Annotated in this window: 15 protein-coding genes and 2 pseudogenes; 12 read left to right on the top strand and 5 right to left on the bottom strand. The window is 66.8% G+C overall.

Annotated elements, in window-relative coordinates; genetic code table 11:
• Positions 1–141: 141 nt before the first annotated feature.
• Positions 142–1,000 (top strand): annotated as a pseudogene (locus ACZ619_RS44360) (IS5 family transposase).
• A gap of 9 nt (positions 1,001–1,009) precedes the next feature.
• On the opposite strand, the gene ACZ619_RS44355 reads toward ACZ619_RS44360, so the two are convergent.
• Positions 1,010–1,633, bottom strand: coding sequence for a transposase (locus ACZ619_RS44355; RefSeq protein ID WP_469611660.1), 624 nt, complete (start codon positions 1,631–1,633; stop codon positions 1,010–1,012).
• A 115-nt stretch (positions 1,634–1,748) separates the two neighbouring features.
• A complete protein-coding gene (locus ACZ619_RS44350; RefSeq protein ID WP_469611662.1) occupies positions 1,749–2,108 on the bottom strand; it encodes a helix-turn-helix domain-containing protein in 360 nt (119 codons plus the stop codon).
• A gap of 197 nt (positions 2,109–2,305) precedes the next feature.
• Between ACZ619_RS44350 and ACZ619_RS44345 the strand changes: the two genes are divergently transcribed.
• From ACZ619_RS44345 to ACZ619_RS44330, 4 genes are all read left to right on the top strand, one after another.
• On the top strand, positions 2,306–3,955 hold the full coding sequence (locus ACZ619_RS44345) for an IS1182 family transposase (RefSeq protein ID WP_469611659.1): 1,650 nt from the start codon (positions 2,306–2,308) through the stop codon (positions 3,953–3,955).
• 346 nt (positions 3,956–4,301) lie between these two features.
• Positions 4,302–5,276 (top strand): AraC family transcriptional regulator, encoded by a 975-nt coding sequence (locus ACZ619_RS44340; RefSeq protein WP_469611658.1) that lies wholly within the window; start codon positions 4,302–4,304, stop codon positions 5,274–5,276.
• A gap of 59 nt (positions 5,277–5,335) precedes the next feature.
• Positions 5,336–6,436: an NAD(P)-dependent alcohol dehydrogenase gene (locus ACZ619_RS44335; RefSeq protein ID WP_469611657.1), complete on the top strand. Its 1,101-nt coding sequence runs from the start codon at positions 5,336–5,338 to the stop codon at positions 6,434–6,436.
• 99 nt (positions 6,437–6,535) lie between these two features.
• Positions 6,536–8,011, top strand: a complete 1,476-nt coding sequence (locus ACZ619_RS44330) for an aldehyde dehydrogenase family protein (protein ID WP_469611656.1) — start codon at positions 6,536–6,538, stop codon at positions 8,009–8,011.
• A gap of 751 nt (positions 8,012–8,762) precedes the next feature.
• Here ACZ619_RS44330 and ACZ619_RS44325 read toward each other — a convergent pair.
• Positions 8,763–9,200: a RidA family protein gene (locus ACZ619_RS44325; protein WP_469611655.1), complete on the bottom strand. Its 438-nt coding sequence runs from the start codon at positions 9,198–9,200 to the stop codon at positions 8,763–8,765.
• 148 nt (positions 9,201–9,348) lie between these two features.
• On the opposite strand from ACZ619_RS44325, the gene ACZ619_RS44320 reads away from it, so the two are divergent.
• From ACZ619_RS44320 to ACZ619_RS44290, 7 genes are read left to right on the top strand one after another with little or no spacing between them, the layout of a single operon-like run.
• Positions 9,349–10,122, top strand: coding sequence for a fumarylacetoacetate hydrolase family protein (locus tag ACZ619_RS44320; RefSeq protein WP_469611654.1), 774 nt, complete (start codon positions 9,349–9,351; stop codon positions 10,120–10,122).
• Between the two features lie 11 nt (positions 10,123–10,133).
• Positions 10,134–10,619, top strand: coding sequence for a cupin domain-containing protein (locus tag ACZ619_RS44315; protein WP_469611653.1), 486 nt, complete (start codon positions 10,134–10,136; stop codon positions 10,617–10,619).
• A complete protein-coding gene (locus ACZ619_RS44310; RefSeq protein WP_469611652.1) occupies positions 10,616–11,524 on the top strand; it encodes an acyl-CoA thioesterase in 909 nt (302 codons plus the stop codon). Before ACZ619_RS44315 ends, ACZ619_RS44310 begins: the two co-directional genes overlap by 4 nt.
• The gene (locus ACZ619_RS44305; protein WP_469611651.1) at positions 11,521–13,170 is read left to right on the top strand and encodes an AMP-binding protein; all 1,650 of its coding nucleotides are present in this window, start codon (positions 11,521–11,523) and stop codon (positions 13,168–13,170) included. The genes ACZ619_RS44310 and ACZ619_RS44305 overlap by 4 nt, the downstream gene beginning before the upstream one ends.
• The gene (locus tag ACZ619_RS44300; protein WP_469611650.1) at positions 13,167–15,542 is read left to right on the top strand and encodes a bifunctional salicylyl-CoA 5-hydroxylase/oxidoreductase; all 2,376 of its coding nucleotides are present in this window, start codon (positions 13,167–13,169) and stop codon (positions 15,540–15,542) included. Before ACZ619_RS44305 ends, ACZ619_RS44300 begins: the two co-directional genes overlap by 4 nt.
• On the top strand, positions 15,539–16,009 hold the full coding sequence (locus ACZ619_RS44295) for an acyl-CoA thioesterase (protein WP_469611649.1): 471 nt from the start codon (positions 15,539–15,541) through the stop codon (positions 16,007–16,009). Before ACZ619_RS44300 ends, ACZ619_RS44295 begins: the two co-directional genes overlap by 4 nt.
• A gap of 8 nt (positions 16,010–16,017) precedes the next feature.
• A complete protein-coding gene (locus ACZ619_RS44290; protein WP_469611648.1) occupies positions 16,018–16,869 on the top strand; it encodes a PaaX family transcriptional regulator in 852 nt (283 codons plus the stop codon).
• Positions 16,870–16,885: 16 nt separating this feature from the next.
• On the opposite strand, the pseudogene ACZ619_RS44285 reads toward ACZ619_RS44290, so the two are convergent.
• Together ACZ619_RS44285 and ACZ619_RS44280 are read right to left on the bottom strand one after the other, a co-directional pair.
• Positions 16,886–17,239, bottom strand: a pseudogene (locus ACZ619_RS44285) (alpha-hydroxy-acid oxidizing protein); the annotation flags it as partial.
• Between the two features lie 40 nt (positions 17,240–17,279).
• A complete protein-coding gene (locus tag ACZ619_RS44280; RefSeq protein WP_469611647.1) occupies positions 17,280–17,528 on the bottom strand; it encodes an alpha-hydroxy-acid oxidizing protein in 249 nt (82 codons plus the stop codon).
• Positions 17,529–17,750: the final 222 nt, after the last annotated feature.

Raw genomic sequence — 17,750 nt, 5'->3', positions numbered from 1 at the left:
TCGGCCCAGTCCTCCACTTTCAGCACCCTCCAGATCATCAAGGGGGGTTAATTCTGCGGGAGCACCTGGGGGTCATTCTTACGGGAGCAACGACAGGGTCCGTCTTTCAAGGATCGATGGGTGGTGGATCATGGCGGAGTGATGCGTCGCCATGAACTCACCGATCACGAGTGGGAGTTACTCGCTCCTCTCATACCGCGGGCCGTAACAGGCCATCCGCGCGTGGAGGATCGGCAGGTCGTCAATGGGAAGGTCTACAAGATCCGCACTGGGATCTCCTGGCGCGACCTGCCGGAACGTTATGGCTCATGGCAGACGGTCTACACCCGCTTCCGCCGCTACGCCTTGGACGGCGTGTTCACCCGAGCCCTCCAGCAGATCCAGGCCCGCGCCGACGCGGTCGGCAACATCGATTGGCTCATCCAGATCGACTTCACCATCGTCCGCGCCCACCAGCACGCCGCTGCGACGGGAAGAAATGGGGGATCCACCAACCAGACGAACCGGACGATCACGCCCTCGGCCGATCCCGAGGCGGACTGACCACCAAAGTCCACCTCGCCTGCGACGGCCGCGGCCGACCTCTCGCCATCCTGCTGACACCCGGCCACCGCCACGACAGCATCTGCGCACGCCCCCTCCTGGAACGGATCCGGGTCCCCCGCACCGGCCTGGGCCGCCCCCGCTGCCGACCCGACCAGGTCGTCGCCGACAAGGCCTACAGCTCCCGAGGCTTCCGCGCCTACCTGGGCAAACGAGGCATCGCGTGCACCATCCCGGAGAAGAACGACCAACAGCGACACCGCTACAACCGTGGCCGCCACGGAGGCCGGCCACCGGCATTCGACCGCCAGATCTACCGCCGACGCAACCATGTTGACGCTGCTTCAACCAGCTCAAAGGCTTCCGCGGCATCGCCACCAGATACAACAAGACCGCCACCTCCTACGAAGCAGCGGTCAGTCTGACGTCATTCCTGCTCTGGGCAAGATCCGCTTGAAGACGGACCCTAAGCGGCTTGGGTGAAGTTCCTTGCTGATGTGCGGATCCGGTTGCGTCGGCAGGTCAGGGCCTCGTCGGCGGCCTGGCCGATGTCGTCGATGCTGGTCTGGGTGCGTTGCGGGTGGTCCTCGTACTTCGCCTGGCGCCAGACCAGCTCGATGTCGTTCAGCTCCGGGCTGTAGGGCGGCAGGTAGAACAACTCCACGCCGATCTTCGCGAGTTGTCGGCGGCGGCCCTTGAACGCCTTAGCCACGTGCGCGGAGGCGTTGTCGAGGACGACGGTGCACGGACGCCCGCGGCACCAGACCGGGACGGAACCGACCCCGACGCCATCGGCGGCCAGGTCCAGCACGCCCGCGCCGCCGCCCAGGCCCGCCAGGCGGACGCAGACGAAGTCCAACAGCACACCGGCGTCGATCTTGCCGTCGGTATGCTGCCAGAGCAGGTCCGGCTCGGTACCGACGATCTTCGCGCCGAGGACGTTGACCCGGCGGTTCCTGGTGTCCTCCTTCGGCACCACGACCCTCTGCCCGACCCGTGACCAGGTGTATCCGGTGGGCATCGTCGGAGCGAAGCCGGACTCGTCCAGGAAGATCAGGTCGCGCCGGTCGGCATTCGCCTCCAGCCGCAAGGCCGCAAGTCCTCCAGCTGGGCCCTTGCGGCCTGCTGAAGGACGGGATCGCCCTTGTGCCGCACGCTGTCACGGGTGCGTTTCCAGCGGAAGCCCTCCCGGTGCAGCAGCTCAGTCAGTCAGCGGAGATCTCCACCCCGCGCTCGGCCCGCAGCCAGTCGCACAGGCCCGGGGTGCTCCAGGTGATCCCCGCCGCGGCGGACTCATCCAGTAACTCGCCCAGTGCGGCCCGGTCCTCCAGGCCGAGAAGCCGGGCGGGACGGCCGGGGCGCGGAGCATCGGGCAGTCCCGCGATCCCGCCCTCCTGAAGACGGTGCACCGCGGCCCTGACCGTGACCGGGCGGCATTCCAGCAGGCCGGCAACCTCGGCAGTGGTCCGGCCGCGATCGAGGAAACGGATGCACTCGGTCCGCTGCCGGGTATACGCGGTCAGGTCGTTGCGGGCCAGCAACCCATGCAGTTCACGGCGCTGCACGTCGGTCAACTCGACTCGGAGGTTCTTCCCCATAGCGTCCCTCCCACAGGACACCTACCCAACGCACCCAACTTCACCGGTCCCGCTTAGCCATCTCAGTGAGCGACTCTGTCGGGGATCTTGATGTTCTCGTGACGTAGCAGGTCAGGGGCCGTCAGGATGGGACGAGTTGAGCGTCTCGTTCCCCGGGTGGTGGCATGTCGGTTCGTCCTCGTGTGGCCGTGGTGGTGCCTGAGTTGACGGCCCGGGTGGCGAGGGCGAGCAGTCCGGCGGGGACGACGGCGATGTGGGTGCGGGACTGCCTCGACGGCCTGTGGTGGGATGAAGACTTCGCCGCCTGGTATCCGAAGGACGGCCGTCCGGGGTTCTCGCCGGCACGGTTGGCGACGGTGTCGGTGCTGCAGTTCCTGCTGAACCTGTCGGACCGTCAAGCCGCTGAAGCAGTGCGGTGCAGGATCGACTTCAAGTACGCCCTGGCCCTGGACCTGGAGGATCCGGGCTTCCACCACAGCATCCTGTCGGACTTTCGCGACCGGCTCTGCGAGGACGATCGCGCCGACGCGCTGTTGTCGTTGGCACTGGACCGCTTGCGGTCGGCCGGACTGCTGATCGAGCGAGGCAGGCAGCGGACCGACTCCACGCACATCTGGTCCGCGGCCCGTGACCTGACCCGGCTGGAGATGGTCCTGGAGGCGGTACGGGCAGCCCTGGAGGAGACCGCCGCCCACACCCCCGAGATCCTGGAAGGCCTGGTAGACCAGGACTGGGCGGCCCGATACGGGCGTCCGGTCAGGCTTCCGGCCCAGCCCAGCCGCCCCGCGGGCCGACTGGGCGAAGCAGGCCGGGACGCCCGCGTCCTCCTCGAACGCCTCGCCGCACTCGGTCCCCTCCGGGCCCGTGCTGAGATCCTGCGCCGGGTTCTGGTGCAGAACTTCCTCGTCGACAGCGTGGGCCGGATGCGGCCCCGGCGTCCTGCGGACGGGGTGCCGAAAGGAGGCCGGCGTCTCGCCTCGCCCTACGACACCGACGCCCGCCGGGCCATCCGGGGCAACACCCGCTGGGCCGGCTACCTCGTGCACGTGGCCGAGACCTGCGACGACGAGTCGGTCAACGTCATCACGGACATCGCCACGACCGGACCGGTCCGCGACACCCAAGCCCTGCCCGGCATCCACGACCGGCTCGACCGCCGCAGCCTGCTCCCCGCCGAGCACCTCGTCGACGGCGGCTACCTGTCCGTCGAACAACTCCACCACGCGCACGGCGCGTTCGGCATCGACCTCGTCGGACCGGTCAAGGCAAGTGGTGCCTGGCAGAAGAAGGAAGCCGCCGGGTTCGCCCGCGACGACTTCACCATCGACTTCAACACCCGCACCGTCACCTGCCCCGCCGGACAGTCCACCCGCACCTGGGTCTCCGCCCCCGCGATGGCCCCCTACACCGTCGCCCGCTTCCAGCCCGAACAGTGCAACCCGTGCGCCCAAAAACCCCGCTGCACGCGCGGAGTCTCCGGACGATCCGTCAACTTCCTGCCGCAGCACCTCCACGAGCAGCAGCAGCGCAACCGCACCGACCAGCAGGACAGCGACTGGAGGCGCCGCTACGGCATCCGATCAGGTGTCGAAGGCACCATCCACGAACTCGCCAACACCCACCGGGCCCGACGAAGCCGCTACCACGGACATGCGAAGACCCACGTCCAGCACGTCCTCACCGCCATCGCCATCAACCTCCAACGACTCGCCACCCACTCACGCAACCCCAGCACCCGACGGCTCACCGCCTTCCAGCAGCACCTCGACTCCCAAGAACTCCACTGGGAGTGCTGGTGGCAACAGGGCAAGTAGCTCGATCAAGATCCCCGACAGAGTCGCTCAGTGGCTTCTGGGACTCTCCTGAATCGCCCACCTCACGGCGAGTCCTCCACAGGAAGCCGCACACCGAAACGCGACCTCCGGGGCAGCGGGCTTCCGTCACCGAACGCCGTCACCTACCATCGTCCCCACGATGTGGGGCTGGCACCGAATCCGCCAGGGAACGGCCACGGCTGTACGGTGATGTGGGGAACGCGACGAGGCGACCCGCCCCCCAGCACTCGCACCCACACCGCAAAGGTGGTCGTCGTACTGGGCAAATGCCCGCTACGACCGCTGCGTACTCCGGCCAACCGGTGTTCCCCCTGGATGGTGGCACATGATCCAACTCATCACCACCGACCGCGAAGAAGCGGTTTCGGCAGTCAGCCACATCTACTGTCCACACCAGTTGCGCCTCGACCAGCGATGCAAGCAGACCTCGACGCGACTGCGGGCGCATGCCGGCACAGGTATGGCTTACGTCGCACTGGAGTACGAGGCAAGGGCCTCGGTGGACGCTGACTCCATGGAGGGCCTGACTCTCGTCATGCATGCCGCTCGTGGTTCGGCTTCTGTACGGCAGGGAAACGCGGAAGCCAGCTGGAGGGCCGGTCAGACCGTGGCGGTGTCCGGGAACCGATCGACCCAGTTCGCCTTCGAAGCCAATTTCGCCCAGTCGACACTACGACTCGATCCTGTCGAGATTCGCAATCAGTGCGGGAAATTGCTCGGAGTCACACTGGACAGGGACGTCAGGTTTGAGCTGAGCCCGTTCTCAGCCGAACTTCAGGCACTGTGGTCCCAGATCATGGCTCTCTCCGTCCAGCAGGCCACGATGCCTGCCACTGGAGTTCCATATCTCCGGAAACTGGCTGTCGACCTCTTGCTCAACAAGGCGCCTCACAACTACTCTCATCTGCTCGACAGCAACGACAGGAATGTGTCCGGGCTGGCCGCCGAAGCCGTCGACTTCATCGACGCCCTCCATGACTACGAATTGCTCACGGTGACCGACCTGGCCGGGCGCCTGGGAGTCAGCACTCGCACCTTGGAGCGCGCGTTCCACGATTCCCTGGGAACTAGTCCCACCCAGTATCTCCGACTGAAGCGTCTTGACCGCGTGCGTAGGCAGCTCGAAAGGGCCGCTCCCGGCACCTCCATCGCGGACATCGCAGCAGCCTACGGCTTCTACCACCCCGGACGCTTCGCGAAGTACTACCGCGACAGGTTCGGGGAACTACCGTCAGCCACCGTCACCGGCACGAACGGCCAGCCTGTCGCGGGACGGCCAGCAGTGGCGGAATCCGGATAGAAGCAGCGAAGGCGAAATGGCAACCTCCTCCTAAAGGGTTTGCGAAGTAGGAGGAACGGATGCCATTCAAGACTCGGTCTGCTGTTGTACCAGCGAAAGACGCACCGTTCGAGATTAGGGAACTCGACCTGCGGGACCCTCGACCGCTCGAAGTGATTGTCGAAGTCACCGCAGTAGGCGTCTGTCACACTGACATCATCATGCAGGAACAGTTCTTCCCCGTGTCGTTCCCGGCAGTATTTGGCCACGAAGGCGCCGGAATTGTGCGACACGTCGGAAGTGACGTCACCAAGGTTACCGTGGGTGATCACGTCGTCCTGGGATTCGCGTCTTGCGGTGTCTGCCACAACTGTCTCCGCGGCCTTCCGTCGTACTGTCTGGACTACTACGAATGGAACTTCAAGGGCCGCCTGCCCGACGAAACCACGGCCCTCACTGAACAGGGCACCGAGGTCGCCGCACACTTCTTCGGACAGAGTTCCTTCTCTCACTACTCCCTGTGTTCAGAACGCAACGTGGTCAAGGTCGCTCCCGACATCGACCTCTCTCTTCTCGGCCCGCTCGGCTGCGGCATCCAGACAGGCGCTGGCGCTGTCCTGAACTCCCTCAAGGTCGAAGCCGGATCGACTGTCGCGGTCTTCGGTGCTGGCGGAGTGGGCCTGAGTGCGGTCATGGCGGCGGCCGTGGCGGGAGCGGCCACCATCGTGGCCATCGACATGGCCGCCTCACGCCTCGAACTGGCGCGGGAACTGGGGGCCACGCATGCCATCGACGCGAGCAAGAAGGACGTCGCCTCCGAACTGGCCCGCATCGTCCCGCAGGGGCTCATGTACACGGTCGAGACCACCGGTCGCCCGGAGGTCCTGGTTCAAGCCGTGGACTCACTCATGGTCACCGGCGTCTGCGGCACCATCGGCGCGTCCCCGATGGGAACGACCGCACCGATCAACATGAACAACCTGATCTTCGGGCGAAGCATCCGGGGCATCTGCGAAGGGGACAGCGTCCCCGAGATCTTCATTCCGCAGCTGATCGAGCTCTTCAAGCAGGGTCGCTTCCCGTTCGACAGGCTGATCAGTCACTACGCCTTCGACGACATCAACAAGGCGTGCGAGGACGCCAAGCACCTGCGCGCGATCAAGCCCGTCCTCGTCTTCTAAGACGTTCCCCGCCGGATGTGCCGGGTTCCCGGCACCGCGCCCGACGTCCCAGCCACCCATTGCCAAGCGCGTATACCTCTCGCACGAAATGAGACCGAAATGAGCAGTGATCTCGCTCTGTCGCCGAAGTACGGTGCATTCATCAACAACGAGTTCACCCCCGTCGGGGAAGGTGTCTTCCCCGCCCACGACGCCGGCACCGGCGAACTCCTCGCGGACATCGCCCGGTGTGGTGCCGACCGGATCAACGAGGCTGTCGAAGCGGCGCGAGCCGCCTTCCCCGCCTGGAAGGCTCTGGCCGCCGAGGAGCGGGCGGCGCTGCTCCTGAAGCTCGCCGACGCGGTCGAGGCGAACATCGAGCGCCTCGCCCTCATCGACGCCAAGGACATAGGGCGCAAGGTGCTGGAGACGAAGCTGGACCACCAGTTCGCCATCAACCAGTATCGCTATTTCGCGGCCGCCGCCATCACCCACGAGGGATGGGGACGACCGATTCCGGGCGGCTATCTGATCGCCAAGCGTGAGCCGTACGGTGTGTGCGGACAGATCATCCCCTGGAACGTACCGGCGATCATGGCCGCCTTCAAGATCGCGCCCGCCATCGCCGCGGGCAACACCGTCGTCCTGAAGCCGGACGAGCACGCTTCTCTCTCGACCTTGGAACTGGGGAAGCTGATCGCGGAGATCTTCCCTCCCGGCGTCATCAACATCGTGCCCGGCATGGGCGACGAGGCCGGCGCGGCTCTGACCGCACACCCCGGGGTCGCCAAGCTCGCCTTCACCGGCAGCAGTGAGGTCGGCAGGCTGATCGCCGTGGCGGGCGGCCAGCGTCTGGTCCCCGTCTCTCTGGAACTGGGAGGCAAGAGCCCCAACATCGTCTTCCCCGACGTGGATAACCTGGACGCCGTCGTCGACAATGCGTCCTTCGCAGCGCTGTACTGCAACGGCCAGAGCTGTCTGGCGGGAACCCGCCTCTTCGTCCACGACGAGGTCTACGACACCTTCGTCGAGAAGATGGTCGCGGGCTTCCAACGGCTCACCGTGGGACCCGCCATCGATCCGGGCACACACCTGTCCGGATTGGTCTCCGAACGACAGGGCAAGCGAGTACTCGGCTATGTCGAAAAGGGTATGGCCGAAGGTGCAAAGCTGCTGACGGGCGGTCGGCGTGCCGAGGTTGCGGGCCATGAGCACGGGTACTTCATCGAGCCGACCATCTTCGAGGCGACGAACGACATGTCCATCGCGCAGGAGGAGATCTTCGGCCCCGTCCTGTCGGTCATCCGGTGGAGCGACTACGAGCAGATGGTCCACGAGGCGAACGATGTCCGGTACGGTCTGGCCGCCGGCGTCTACACGTCCAACCTCAAATACGCGATGGAAACTGCGGACCGTCTTCAGGCCGGCTCGGTCTGGATCAACTCTTACTTCAACCTGGCCTCCGGCTCACCGTTCGGCGGATTCAAGGAGAGCGGCATGGGCAGCGAGTACTGCCACGAGACGCTCAACATGTACACGCACCTCAAGTCCGTGACCGTGCAGAACGAGCCGAGCCCGGCGTCGTTCCTGCCGTAGGCCGCCCGTCTCCGTGACCGGGGGTCCGCCCGCCGGGTCCCCGACCGCCGGGAACGGCCGTGCTCCGGCGCAGGACGGTGTGCGGAGGTACACGAAAGCGAGGCCAACCGCTGCAGATCAGGGCTCGTCCTGGTGCACCGGATGCCGGTGCCCGGTCCGGCTGTGGTTCAGGCCTAGGACCGGGCCCGGTTCAAGAACCGATCCACGCCGACACCACGGGGCAACTCGTCCGACGCGGTGGGCCAACACGACGGCCCGCCGCGTCGCGTCGCACGCGGTGCCTTGCTGGAGTGGCATCCCGAAGCACCGCGGCTCACCGGAACAAAGCAGGTCGGCCTCGCGATGCCGGAGCCTGGGTGCGGCACGACCACGGGGCAGCTGGCGCATGACATCCGCGGTCCGGCCCCGCTGTCGGCGTTCTGCCCTCACGGCTATGAAGGTCTGGCCGGTAGGCGAACGGTCCCGTTCACCTCGACCAGAACATGAGTCCCGACGTGAGCGCCCTCGGACCTCTCCCCGGCAGGTTCCGGAGGAAGGTGCGCCACGACAACATAGCCCGGGCCTTCGCCTGCGATCGACGACTCGCCCCCGCCTCCGGCTTGGGGCGTTCTCGCCTGCACGGGTCCTCGGGATCGAGGCCACACCAAGGGGGGCAACGGATTCCCGTCGCCCCCCTCTCTATCATCGCTCGCATATTTCATCTATGTGACGCTAGCGTGAAAAATGTAATATACAAGCTGTCGACATCGAGTCAGATAGTGAGCACGGGCGGGATCAGCCGCTCGCCGGGGACGACCGCGACGCCGACGATCTCGATCATCGCTTCCGGCTGCCACAGCCCCGTGGTGCCGATGCCCGCCATAGCTGGATACACCGGCCCGGCCAGCTCCCGCCAGACTCGCCCGATCTCCTTGCCGTGCGCCTGATAGTCAGGGATGTCGGTGAGGTAGATCGTGACGCTCACCAGGTCTCCAGGCTTTCCACCCGCAGCTCGGAGCGTAGTCAGCACGTTGCCGAACGCCTGCCGGAACTGCTCGACGATCCCTCCCGGAACGATCTTCATGTCGGCATCCAGAGCCGTCTGGCCGCCCAGGTAGAGAGTGTTGCCACTCAGCGTTCCGTGCGCGTAGCCACTGGGCGCGGGCAGCGTCGGCGGATTCACGGGGCGAGGGACAAGGTCGACGTTCACAGGGCCTCCTTGAAGGAATCGGCGCGAGATGGCCGCGCGCTCGATATTGACAATGAGACAACGAACGTCGCAATAATGCAATGAAGCACAGCGCGAGAAAGGGCTGACGACCATGCGTCTGGGTACCGTCCGCACGGCTGGTGGCGAGATGAGCGCCGCAGTCGAGACCGCCGAAGGGTGGCGTCGACTCCCGGCCAGCGACCTGTCGGCCTGGTTCGCCGCCAGCGGCCCCCGTGAACCGGAGGGCGAACTCCTCGACGGCGCCGCACCGCTCCTGCCGCTGCCTGCGCCTAGGAAGGTGATCTGCTGCGGCCTCAACTACGCGGACCACATCAGGGAGACGGGCCGCGAGCTGCCCGCCCATCCGACCCTGTTCGCGAAGTACGCCGACACCCTGATCGGTCCGGCCGCGGAGATCGTCCTCCCCGCAGGTCTCCAGGTCGACTGGGAAGCCGAACTGGGCGTTGTCGTCGGTGCCGAACTGCGCGGCGCCGACCCCGCCACTGCCTCCACCGCCATCGGCGGCTACACCGTCGCCAACGACATCTCCGTCCGCGATTGGCAGCGCCGCACGCTCCAGTGGTTCCAGGGCAAGGCATGGGACCGCTCCACCCCGGTCGGCCCCGTCGTCGTCACCCCTGACGAGATCGACCCCGCCGCCGGTGTCGATGTCATCTGCCGGATCAACGGCATCGAGCGGCAGCGCGGCAACACCGGATCGCTGGTCTTCGACAGCGCCGCACTGCTCGCCTACATCTCCACCTTCACCGTGCTGCGCCCGGGAGACCTGGTCCTGACCGGCACGCCCGGCGGGGTCGGCATCGGCATGACTCCGCCGGTCCACCTCGCCGACGGAGACGTGGTCGAGACCGAGATCACCGGCATAGGCCGCACCACCAACACCGTCCGCTTCGCCCGCTGAGAGGCACCGCCATGGATCCCGACCACGCTCACCACGCCCACACCGACACCACCGCTTTCCACAGCATCCCGGGTGGGCTGCTCGTCCCGGTAGTGACCCGAGCCGGCCAGGAGCCTGATCTGACCGGCCAGTCGGAAGGCGCGACCCGGATCTCCGGAGTCAGCGCGCAGCACACTCCAGCGACGCGTCTGTGGTTCGGCAAGGTCCACAATCTCGCCGGGTACCGCTCGGTCCCCCACCACCACGGAGAGGCCGAGACCGGCGGCTACGTCCTTTCTGGCCGTGCCCGCATCTACTTCGGAGAGAAGTTCGATGACTACATCGACATGTCGGAAGGGGACTGGGTGTTCGTCCCACCGCACATGCCGCACATCGAGTGCAACCTGGACCGCAACAACCCACTGACCTGGATGACCACCCGTACCCCCGACAACATCGTCGTCAATCTTCCGCAGGTCGAGGACGCCGCACTCCGTGACTGGAGCGATCGGACGTGACTCCCACATCTGCGATCTTCACCGAGGCAATCGCTCTCAAGCCGACCGTGGCCGAGCACTACGACCGCGCGTTCACAGCGGTGACCCAGCCGTGCCCGTGGCCCAAGGCGTACGGCGGGGACATGGTTGCCCAGGCCGCAGTCGCCGCCATCCGCACTGTCGAGGACGGCAAACGGCTCCACTCCACGCACGCGTACTTCCTGCGCCCTGCCCAAATCGGCACCGAGGTCCGCTACGAGGTCGAACTGTTGCGCAACGGTCGGGGCTACAGCACCCGCCACGTGCGGGCCTTTCAGAACGACAAGCCCATCTACGTCTGTCTAGCCAGCTTCGCGGAGGGCGAGACCGGCCGGGAGTTCCGGGCCGAACCTCCCTCCGATCTACCCGAACCCGAAACCCTGCCAAGCGCCGCCGACCATCTCGCCGACCGCTCCGGCGGCACCATGACCGAGACCTCCAAGGCGTACTGGTCGTCGGGACGCGGCTTCGACATGCGGCACGTACCGGGTCCCGTATACCTGAGCGTCGACGGAGACCGTGTCTCCCACCAGGCAGTCTGGCTCAGGCCATTCGACGGGCTGCGAACGGTTCAGGGGCTCACCGCAGCCCAGCGCGACACCGCCGCGCTCGCATATGTCTGCGACTACACGATTCTCGAACCCGTCCTGCGCACTCTCGGTCTTCCCTGGGCACAGGACGGACTTGTCACCGCGAGTCTGGACCACTCGATGTGGTTCCACCGCCCGCCGGCTCTCGACGGTTGGCTGCTGTACGCGCAGGAGGCGGTCTCCGCCGCCGACGGGCGCGGACTCGCCACCGGCCGCTTCTTCGCGGCCGATCGGTCCCACCTGGCCACAGTCGTCCAGGAAGGCATGATCCGAACCCTTCCAGGAGAGTCCCAATGACACCGATCCCGCCTCTAGCTCCCAGTGGCTACCGGGACAGCTTCGCCCGCGACCGACTGCCCGCGCCGGAGAGCTGGCCGGTTCTGGAGTTCACCACTCCCGAATTGTTCTACCCCGCCCGCCTGAACGCCGGTGAGGTCATCGACACTGCGGTCGCCACCTACGGCGCCGACCGCCCGGCCTTGCGCACACCTGATGGTACGTGCTGGACCTACGGCGAACTGCGCGCCCGCGCCGACCAGATCGCCCATGTTCTCACCGACGACCTCGGACTGGTCACCGGCAACCGGGTCCTGCTGCGCGCGCCGAACACCCCCTGGACCGTGGCCGCCTGGCTCGGTGTCCTCAAGGCCGGTGGAGTGGTCGTTACCACCATGGCCGCGCTGCGATCCCGCGAACTCGCCCCCATCGTCGAGAAGACCCGGCCCTCGATCGCCCTGGTCGACCACCGCCACCTCGACGACATGTTCGCCGTCCGGGACACCGTCGTGCCCGATCTAAAGATCGTCGCCTACGGAGGTGACGCGGAGAACGACCTCAGCAGGCTGAGCGCCGCGAAACCGGACCGGTTCGAGGCCGTCGACACTGCCGCCGACGACGTCGCGCTCTTCGGGCCGACCTCCGGCAGCACCGGTGTACCGAAGATCACGACACACTTCCATCGTGACGTACTCTCCATCGACAACACCTTCGGCCGCCACGTCCTGCGGATCACCGCCAACGACCTGGTCGCCTGCACGGCCCCCTTTGCCTTCACCTTCGGTCTCGGGATGCTCGTGTTGTTCCCGCTCAGGGCCGGTGCCTGCGCGCTGCTCACCGAGGCGGTCCCCTCGGCACAACTTGCCGACCTCGTGACCGAGCACCACATCACCGTGCTCGCGACCGCGCCGACCGCGTACAAGCAGATGGTCAAGGCTGGAAAAGCCGGACAGCTCAGGGGCCTGCGCCTGGCCGTCAGTGCCGGCGAGCACATACCCGAGGACACCTGGCGCCGGCTCCACGACGAGTTCGGGCTCAAGATCATCGACGGCATCGGTGCCACAGAGATGCTGCACATCTTCATCTCCGCCGCCGGAAACGACATCCGCCCGGGCGCCACCGGTAGACCCGTGCCTGGCTACCGCGCCACCATCCTCGACGAGAACGGCGACGAGGTCGGGCCCGGCATACCGGGCCGACTCGCGGTGATCGGCCCGGTCGGCTGCCGCTACCTCGACGACGAACGCCAGGCCGGATACGTCGTCAACGGCTGGAACGTCACAGGTGACACCTTCGTCCGGGATGAGGACGGCTACTTCTGGTACCAGGCCCGCAGCGACGACATGATCGTATCCTCCGGATACAACATCGGCGGGCCCGAGGTGGAGGCCGTCCTCGACTCCCATCCCGATGTGCTGGAGTCGCTGGTCGTCGGCCGACCCGACCCCGATCGCGGCTCCGTCGTCTGCGCCTTCGTCGTGCTGCGGCCCGAGGTACTGGGCGACACCACTAAGGCGAAGGAACTCCAGGACTACGTCAAGAGCCGACTGGCCCCCTACAAGTACCCGCGCGATGTCCGGTTCACCGCCGTGCTGCCGCGCAACACCAGCGGAAAGCTGCAGCGTTTCAAGATGCGTGAGCTCGTCGAGCAGGAGGCAGGAGCATGAGGATCGCCATCGCGGGAGGAGGGCCTGGCGGGCTCTACTTCGCCGCCCTGATGAAGGGTGTCGACCCCACTCACGAGATCACCGTCTGGGAACGCAACGCCCCCGATGACACCTTCGGCTTCGGCGTCGTCTTCTCCGACGAGACCCTCAGCTCCATCGAGGGCGCCGACTCCGTCGTACACGACAGGATGGAGGCCCGCTTCGCCCGCTGGACCGACATCGACGTCGAGTTCAACGGCCACCCCTTCAGCGTGGGCGGCCAGGGATTCGCCGCCATGTCGCGCAAGGAACTGCTCCAGATCCTCCAGGAGCGGGTTGCCGAACTCGGTGTCACGGTCCATTACCGCACAGAGACCCCCGACATCGACGAACTCTGCGGGCAGTACGACCTCGTGCTCGCCGCGGACGGACTCAACTCCGCCATCCGCACCAAGTACTCCGACGTCTTCCGGCCCGATCTCGACCGGCGCCGCAACAAGTACATTTGGCTGGGCACCGACCTGGTCTTCGAGGCGTTCCAGTTCTTCGTCAAGCAGACGGAGTGGGGCACCATGCAGATACACGGCTATCCCTTCTCCGACCAGGGATCCACGTTCATCGTCGAGATGCACGAGGACGTCTGGCGCCGGGCCGGCTTCGACCGCACCGAGCAGGAGGTCCTCCCGCCTGGTGTCTCAGACGAGTACGCCGTAGGCCGGATCGCCGAGATCTTCACCGAGGAGCTGAAGGGCCACCAGATCCTCACCAACAACTCCAAGTGGCTCAACTTCCAAACGGTGCGCAACGAACGCTGGCACCACGGCAATGTCGTCCTGCTGGGCGACGCCGCGCACACCGCCCACTTCTCCATCGGCTCCGGCACCAAGCTCGCGATGGAGGACGCCCTGGCACTCGCCGCCTGTCTGCACGAACAATCCGCCGTCGAGGACGCGCTCGCCGCCTACCAGGCCGAGCGCAAGCCGGTCGTGGAGTCGACCCAGCGCGCGGCCCAGGCGTCCCTGGAATGGTTCGAGAACATCGGCATGTATGCCGACCAAGACCCGGCCCAATTTGTCTTCAACCTGCTGACCCGCTCCCGCCGGATCACGTTCGCCAACCTCAAGGAACGCGACGGCGACTTCGCGGCCCGGATGCAGACCGAGTTCGCCCGTCACCAGGACAGCTCCGAAGCCGTCCCCCCGATGTTCCAGCCGGTGCAGATCGGCGAACTGACCCTCGGCAACCGGATCGTGGTCAGTCCCATGGACATGTACAGCGCCGACAACGGAATGCCCGGACCCTTCCACCTCGTCCACCTCGGGTCCAAGGCCCTCGGCGGCGCCGGTCTGGTGATGACGGAGATGACCGCGGTCTCCTCGCAGGGCAGGATCACCCCCGGCTGCCCGGGCCTGTGGACCGACGAGCAGCGCGACGGCTGGCTCGCCGTCACCGATTTCGTCCACGAGCGCTCCGGCGCGAAGATCGGAATCCAGCTGGGGCATTCGGGCCGCAAGGGTTCCACCCAGCTCATGTGGGACGGCATCGACCAGCCTCTGGAGGACGGCAACTGGGAGGTCATCGGCCCCTCCCCTCTCCAGTACGGCCCTGGCTGTCACACGCCGCGCGAGGCAACGCACGCCGACCTGGACCAGGTCGTCCGGGACTTCGCCGCGTCGGCCCGCCGGGCCGTGGAGGCCGGGTTCGACCTGATCGAGGTGCATGCCGCACACGGCTACCTGCTCAGTTCCTTTCTCTCCCCGCTCGCCAATCAGCGCACCGACACGTACGGCGGTTCGATGGAGAACAGGCTGCGCTTCCCGCTGGAGGTCTTCGACGCTGTGCGGGCGGCCGTATCGGCCCAGGTCCCGGTGACCGTACGCATCTCGGCCACCGACTGGATTCCCGGCGGCAACACAGACGACGACGGCGTGGAGATCGCCCGGGCCTTCGTCGAGCACGGCGCCGCCGCCATCGACGTGTCGTCGGGTCAGGTCGCCAAGGAGGAACAGCCGGCCTTCGGACGCTCCTACCAGACGCCGTTCGCCGACAAGATCCGCCATCAGGTCGCGGAACCGGCGGGCGTCAAGGTCATCGCGGTCGGCGCCATTTCCAGCTACGACGACGTCAACTCGATCCTGCTGGCTGGCCGGGCTGACCTCTGCGCGCTGGCCCGCACCCACCTCTACGACCCACAGTGGACCCTGCACGCCGCCGCGGAGCAGGGCTACACCGGCCCCGGCGCGGTCTGGCCCCTCCAGTGGCGGGCCGGCCGACGCCGTCCTCCGGCCTCCCGCACCGACAAGGTGCCGCCCCGGCTGTCCCTGCTGCGCAACGCGGCGGACGAGGACGTACATCTACGGTGGAGGCCGGGGCGGACCTCGGTGACTTCGTGAGTCGCACGCCCTCCGACCGGACAGCCGCAGCCGAACACCGCACGCGGGTGGAGTGGATCGACACCGATGCCGCCGGCATCTACCACAACAGCACGGTGATCCGGTTCGTGGAGGCCGCGGAGGCCACGCTCATGACCGAGTACGGCCTTCGCGGGTACTTCCCGGCGGCTCCCCGGGTCCGCTACGAGGTGGATTACGAGGCACCCCTCTTCTTCGGCCAGGAGGTCACCACGCGGGTCAGGCTCACCCGGATCGGCCGGACGTCGATGACGTTCGCGTTCGAGGTGTGGGGGGAACCCCACGCTGGCCGGGACCGGGTGCGAGCGGCCCGGGGCAGTTTCGTCACCGTCCACATAGAAGCCGCGCACGGCCAGGGAGCCGCCGCCGTACCCTGGCCGGGGCGCTGGGTCGAAGCACTCGGAGGTGACGCCCATGCCGACCAGCCCTCGGGTGCCCATCTGGAATAATCCGACTGGTGAGTGAACCACACGAGCCCCTCTCGCCACCCCGCACACAGGTGCAGTCGCGGCGCTCGCGTACCGTCCTTGTCAGCTTCCTGGGCTCGGTGGTGCGCCGCATGGGCAACTGGATGCCCATCGCGGGTGCCGTCGAGCTCATGACCCAGACGGGGCTCGACGCACCGAGTGTCCGCACTGCGGTCCACCGGCTCAAGCAGCGCGACTGGCTCATTTCCGAGGCACGCGGCGGAGTGCGTGGATACGCCCTGACCGAGCAAGCCATCACCACCCTCGCCGCCGGCGACGAAGTCATCTGGCACGCCCGTCAGCCCGCAGACCTCGCCGACGGCTGGTGCGTCGTCAACTTCAGTGTGCCTGAATCCGATCGGACTAAGCGCTACCAACTGCGCACGCATCTGGCGGGCCTGGGCTTCGGTAACATCGGCACCGCGACCTGGCTCGCGCCCGCCCGCATGCAGGCGGCTGCCGAGAATGCGGTCGCCGCACTGGGTCTCGACGAATACGCGGCCATCTTCGTGGGTGGCTATGTCGGAACCCAGGACCTCACCTCCATGCTGTACGGCAGCTGGGACTTGGCCGGCATCGACCAGAGTTACCGGGATTTCCTCGCCGCCTACCAGGAGGACGCCGCTCGGTGGGAGCTACAGCCCTCGATAGCGCACGGCGATGCCTTTATCACCTACATCGGTCTGGTCGACCGCTGGCGCCAACTCCCCTTCCGCGACCCCGGTCTGCCACGCGAGTTGCTTGCCGACGACTGGAGTGCCCCGGCCGCTGTGGCCCTATTCGAGCGGCTGGTCGGCTTGTTGGAGGGACGGGCGCTGGCGCACGCGGCCCGCTACTGGTAAGCATCCTGCACCATGCTCAGCTGTCGGAGAGCTGCCCGCCACGGTGGCGGCTCCGGACGGCACGTCCGGAGCTTGCGGGTCCCCGATTCGTGTCCAGCCCTCGTACCACCGAACACGAACGGGACCCGCGCCCCGCAGTTCCCCGCCCGCCAGGCCGACCAGTCGGCGGGAAGTCGGACGTGTTCTCGCGACAGAGCCTCGGCCGATTCGCACCCCCAGCAGTGTCGGCGATGCCCTGCCGGAACGTCTCAAGGATCCGCCGCACGCCAGGCTCGCCAGCGGCCATCAGGCCGCAGATCGCCGCCCGGCCAATGAGCACCAGGTTGGCACCCAGAGCCATCAGCTTGGCGACATCGGCCCCTGGACGGGCCCCGCCGTCGAATCAGGCCTCGGTCTGTGAGCCGACCACGTCAACAACTTAGGCCGCTCTCCAATCGAGGCGGGGCCCCATCCAGGCCCAGAGCCAAGTGGTTGGAGACGATGATGCCGTCGCTGCTCAGGGCCATGGACCTGCGCGCGTCCTCGACGATGACGATGCCCTTGACGATCAGTGGGCCGTCCCCGCGGTTGCGGATCCAATCCACGTCCTCCCAAATCGCCGACCAGATACTCAGCGCTTCCCGGATAGTTAGGCCGACGCGGGGACGCAGGAGGTCCAAGCAACCAGCGGGCCGCGCAGCGTCTGTGGAACGGCCCTGAGAAGCTCGGCCGGACTGAACGAGGTCGGAGCTAAGCCCGTTTCACACGGGTGCCGCTCTCGCAGGCTGCCACCGCGGGCATCCACCGTGAACATCAGGGCAGTGCACCTGGACGTACGCGCACGCTCGATGGTCCGGGTTGAGCTCCCCCGGCCGGAGAGATGGTGCCGCTAAAATACGCAG

This window comes from Streptomyces sp. NPDC104367 (assembly GCF_055583825.1).
Note: the sequence above shows the minus strand (reverse complement) of the source record. Positions and strands in the feature narration are given on the sequence as shown.

Excerpts from the sequence above, each read along its gene's own strand:
- ACZ619_RS44335 (WP_469611657.1), top strand. The coding sequence starts at position 5,336 with ATGCCATTCAAGACTCGGTCTGCTGTTGTACCAGCGAAAGACGCACCG.
- ACZ619_RS44330 (WP_469611656.1), top strand. The coding sequence starts at position 6,536 with ATGAGCAGTGATCTCGCTCTGTCGCCGAAGTACGGTGCATTCATCAAC.
- ACZ619_RS44300 (WP_469611650.1), top strand. The coding sequence starts at position 13,167 with ATGAGGATCGCCATCGCGGGAGGAGGGCCTGGCGGGCTCTACTTCGCC.
- ACZ619_RS44320 (WP_469611654.1), top strand. The coding sequence starts at position 9,349 with ATGAGCGCCGCAGTCGAGACCGCCGAAGGGTGGCGTCGACTCCCGGCC.
- ACZ619_RS44305 (WP_469611651.1), top strand. The coding sequence starts at position 11,521 with ATGACACCGATCCCGCCTCTAGCTCCCAGTGGCTACCGGGACAGCTTC.
- ACZ619_RS44345 (WP_469611659.1), top strand. The coding sequence starts at position 2,306 with ATGTCGGTTCGTCCTCGTGTGGCCGTGGTGGTGCCTGAGTTGACGGCC.
- ACZ619_RS44340 (WP_469611658.1), top strand. The coding sequence starts at position 4,302 with ATGATCCAACTCATCACCACCGACCGCGAAGAAGCGGTTTCGGCAGTC.
- ACZ619_RS44315 (WP_469611653.1), top strand. The coding sequence starts at position 10,134 with ATGGATCCCGACCACGCTCACCACGCCCACACCGACACCACCGCTTTC.